The 3570-nt window shown below is 29.4% G+C and carries 5 protein-coding genes and 2 pseudogenes; all 7 read right to left on the minus strand.

The features are described from left to right. Positions 1-142 precede the first annotated feature (142 nt). Positions 143-406 (minus strand): annotated as a pseudogene (locus ACZIYX_RS23725) (DUF6688 family protein); the annotation flags it as partial. 60 nt (positions 407-466) lie between these two features. Then, positions 467-646, minus strand: a complete 180-nt coding sequence (locus ACZIYX_RS23730) for a hypothetical protein (RefSeq protein ID WP_462684744.1) — start codon at positions 644-646, stop codon at positions 467-469. An 85-nt stretch (positions 647-731) separates the two neighbouring features. Beyond that, positions 732-1124, minus strand: a complete 393-nt coding sequence (locus tag ACZIYX_RS23735; RefSeq protein ID WP_462684745.1) for a hypothetical protein — start codon at positions 1122-1124, stop codon at positions 732-734. A gap of 77 nt (positions 1125-1201) precedes the next feature. Further along, positions 1202-1357, minus strand: a pseudogene (locus ACZIYX_RS23740) (DUF6688 family protein); the annotation flags it as partial. A gap of 115 nt (positions 1358-1472) precedes the next feature. Next, positions 1473-2057 (minus strand): CHAP domain-containing protein, encoded by a 585-nt coding sequence (locus tag ACZIYX_RS23745; protein ID WP_462684746.1) that lies wholly within the window; start codon positions 2055-2057, stop codon positions 1473-1475. A gap of 52 nt (positions 2058-2109) precedes the next feature. Then, positions 2110-2523, minus strand: coding sequence for a hypothetical protein (locus tag ACZIYX_RS23750; RefSeq protein ID WP_462684747.1), 414 nt, complete (start codon positions 2521-2523; stop codon positions 2110-2112). A gap of 51 nt (positions 2524-2574) precedes the next feature. Further along, a complete protein-coding gene (locus ACZIYX_RS23755) occupies positions 2575-3204 on the minus strand; it encodes a hypothetical protein (RefSeq protein WP_462684748.1) in 630 nt (209 codons plus the stop codon). Positions 3205-3570 lie beyond the last annotated feature (366 nt).

Below are 3570 nucleotides of genomic sequence, written 5' to 3' on the forward strand. Positions count from 1 at the left end.
ACAACAGTGTTCATTGTATCTCAAAGCTTCATAACGAAGTTCTATTGCATAATCTAGGGTTAAAGTGAAAATAGTTTTTTAAATGTGTTTACCCTGTATATAGAGTATAAAATTTGGGATATAATATAAAATATCAGACTTTTTATTTTTTATACTGTTTGTTTATCTTTTTCTCGGGAGTATTACAAAAAGAATACAAACAAATAAGAAAAAACCACTCTAATGGTTTCATTACAATATAGGTAATATTTGAGCCTGTTTCAGAATTAATCTTTTTGGATAAATTATACCCATAATTATCATAATTCGTTCGAATTAAATGATGCATTTTAGGAGAAGAATCCTGTATCATTTCTTCAAAGGCATTTGCTATTTGTAATTGCCTGTTTACTATTATTTCTTTTCCGTGTCTTTTTCCTAATCACAAAGGTTTATAAGATCTTTCTTAGATGGCACCAGATTTGGTTTATCGTCTTGCCAGATATTCATCTTCTGTATTTTCCTCTTCTTCCTTTTTGTCAATTTGCTCAATTATGTAAGTAGGTAAATTATCTTTTCTGTAAAATTTTATTGGAAAAGGAATGATAGAAGCAATCACAATAAAAAAAAGTAGTATTAAAAAACGTAAGGATTTCTTTATTCTCATCAAAAATTAATTTTGTATAATTAATCATTTTCAATTCCAATAAAAATTCTTTGTAAAGACTGAATTGTTTATTGTCAGCTGTTATTTAGATTAAATACAATGAGATTTTTGAAGTAAAGATTTCGTTGATAACGATTTGTAAAAGGATAGGTTTGTAACTTAAAACAGTTTGTATTTGAGCTCTGAATTTTTGATGTTCTAGTATATTCTGACTGTTGATTTGATAGTCAAATTTTGGGTTTTTGTAGTAAGATGTTATAGGTTGGTGAGTTGCAAAATGCTTCTTGATTTGATTACTGTCAAACGAATTATTTTTGTGTTGGTTTTGGGTTAGCAACAGTTCAATAGTATGACCATTAACCATAGGGTTTTGGTTAATTACATAGTCAAATGAAATATAAAGGTTGATTATAAACAGGAAAGATAAAAATATATGAACCGGATTTTTCAACTCTCTATTTTTTAATATACTATACATCTATTGTAGATTAATTTTGTATCTCAAAGGAGTAATGTGCAATATACAAATTATATATTTCTATTATGAACCTCTTTTTATTTTGTATACTGTTTGTTTATCTTTTGCTCAGGGGCATTACAAAAAGAATACAAACAAATAAGAAAAAACCACTCTAATGGTTTCATTACAATATAGGTAATGTTTGCGCCTGTTTCAGAATTAATCTTTTTGGATAAATTATACCCATAATTATCATAATTTGATTTTTATTACCATATTTACAATACCTTTTTATTATTGGTTATGGTATAATATTTCTATTATAGTTCAGACTTTTTATTTTGCTAGAAATAGATCTTTTGTGTTTTACTTTCGCAACCAACCTAGTATTCGTTTATTTTTTAATTCCCAGTTTCCGTCTGTAGTTTTTATCAATTCAAAAGTATCTCTGGAAGAAGAATAGGGACCGGGATTTTGTTGAATAATTTCTACGGTATTGGCCGTTACTTTGGATACTATTGCAACGTGTCCGTAGCTATTAAGTATAGTGCTGCCCATTACTATTATATCACCCTTTTTTGGTTTAGATATACCAGGGTTGCTAAATTGCGTTAAATTTCTTGTTTTATTTATTTTACCATCTGCTATGTTTTTGTCAAAAAAACTTTTGGCATGCCCATAACTATCGGGCATTTTATGATGGTAGTATTCATAATAATATCGCTTTACAAATTCTACACATTGGTATTCATATCCAAGATTGTATCCATCTTTTGTATTTCTTTGTACTATATTGTCAACCCCACCATTATAAAACACTATAACATTATTTAAACTATCTATTCGTTGTCCAACTTCAAAATTTGAGTTAAAATTTACTCTTTTAAGTCCTTTGTATGAAAAGTAAGATAGAAATACAATAGATAAGGTTAATATTGTTTTTTTTACCATATTGGTTAGTTTATATAGATGATTTTTGTGGTATTGCCTATGCCAAATCGTATTAATTATTGGTTTCCTTTTGCCCTTGTATATCCAGATTTGTATTGAAAGCAATTTTTAGTTCAATAATAATTAGGAAGATTAGAATAGCGAGTTCTAATGTAAAATATATTAAACCTAAATAAGTCAGGTTTTGGTAGTGTTTAAAAATAGAGGTGATAGAAATAAAACAATATGCAATATTTAAAAATGCAATAATTTTTAGTAGAACTTTACTTTTTTCAGAACTTAATAGATAACAGCCAAGGTCATACAAAGCAAAAATACACGGAAAAACAGATAGAAAATATAATGCTCGTCTGGGCATTCCAAAAACATGTTCGAACCGCACTAAAATTATCCCTAATAAAAAGGCAGATAGCAATGCTCCAATTCCGTCTATTAGAAATAATTTTTTTACACTTAAATTTTTCATTTTTTGATATGTAACAGAAAACTTGATGTAAAAATACTTGAGCGTAAGCAATTATTCACCGTATGTTGCGTGAAAAAACTTTGTCAATTTTTCTTCTTTATAAGATATTTCAAATTTTAATATTTTACCATATTTTAAATCTGCAACCGGGTGAAATTCTCCATTGGTAATCCCATTCAAAAACTCTGGCGGATACATTTTCTGGATATCAAGGGAGTCAATTTCTTTAATTTCTTGTTCCCAAAAATTTTGTTTTACTGCATACCAGATTAAACGGGGACTAAATGAATAGACTTGTTTTTTATATAATTTTTCGTTTATATATAGTTTTGGGGTTTCAGTTGATTCTTTAGAATGTGTTAAAATTGCTATATATAAGTCTGTTGATGGATTCCATTGCGCACCATTTGGACCACCACCATTTTGACTGAAGATATTTGGAATAGAATCCTCTTTGAGTAACATTTGAGATTTTTCTTTTAGCCAATTATTAATAATTAAGCTGTCTTTCTCTATAGAATATTTGTCGTCAAGTTTAAAAAAGCAATAAGCGGCTAATTTTTGTTCTACATTTTTCTCCACATTTTTAATTTCTTTTATAATAGCAGGGTTTTCTTTTTTGTTTCTTTGGCAAGAGATGAAGAATAACATTATTAAAAAGTGTATTATAACTACTCTCATTTTCTAAAATTAGTGCAAACAATCTTTTGTATGCTTGATTTTGTGCAAAAAGGTACCAACTTTTTGTTGAATAATTAAAAGTATTAATTTTAATCTTTAATAACAGATGCAGTGAGGTGCACTCCGCTACGTGATCTCAGGGTTCGAGAGCCTCACCCTTCGGTGTATGATAACCCGTGAGCTGAGGTTCTCGAATTTGTGAGCTGAGGTTCTCGAATTTGTGAGCTGAGGTTCTCGAAGCTCGCCCTTCGGTGTATGATAATTTGTGATCTCAGGGTTCGAGAGCCTCACCCTTCGGTGTATGATAACCCGTGAGCTGAGGTTCTCGAATTTGTGAGCTGAGGTTCTCGAAGCTCGCCCTTCGGT

This window comes from Aquimarina sp., assembly GCF_977115655.1.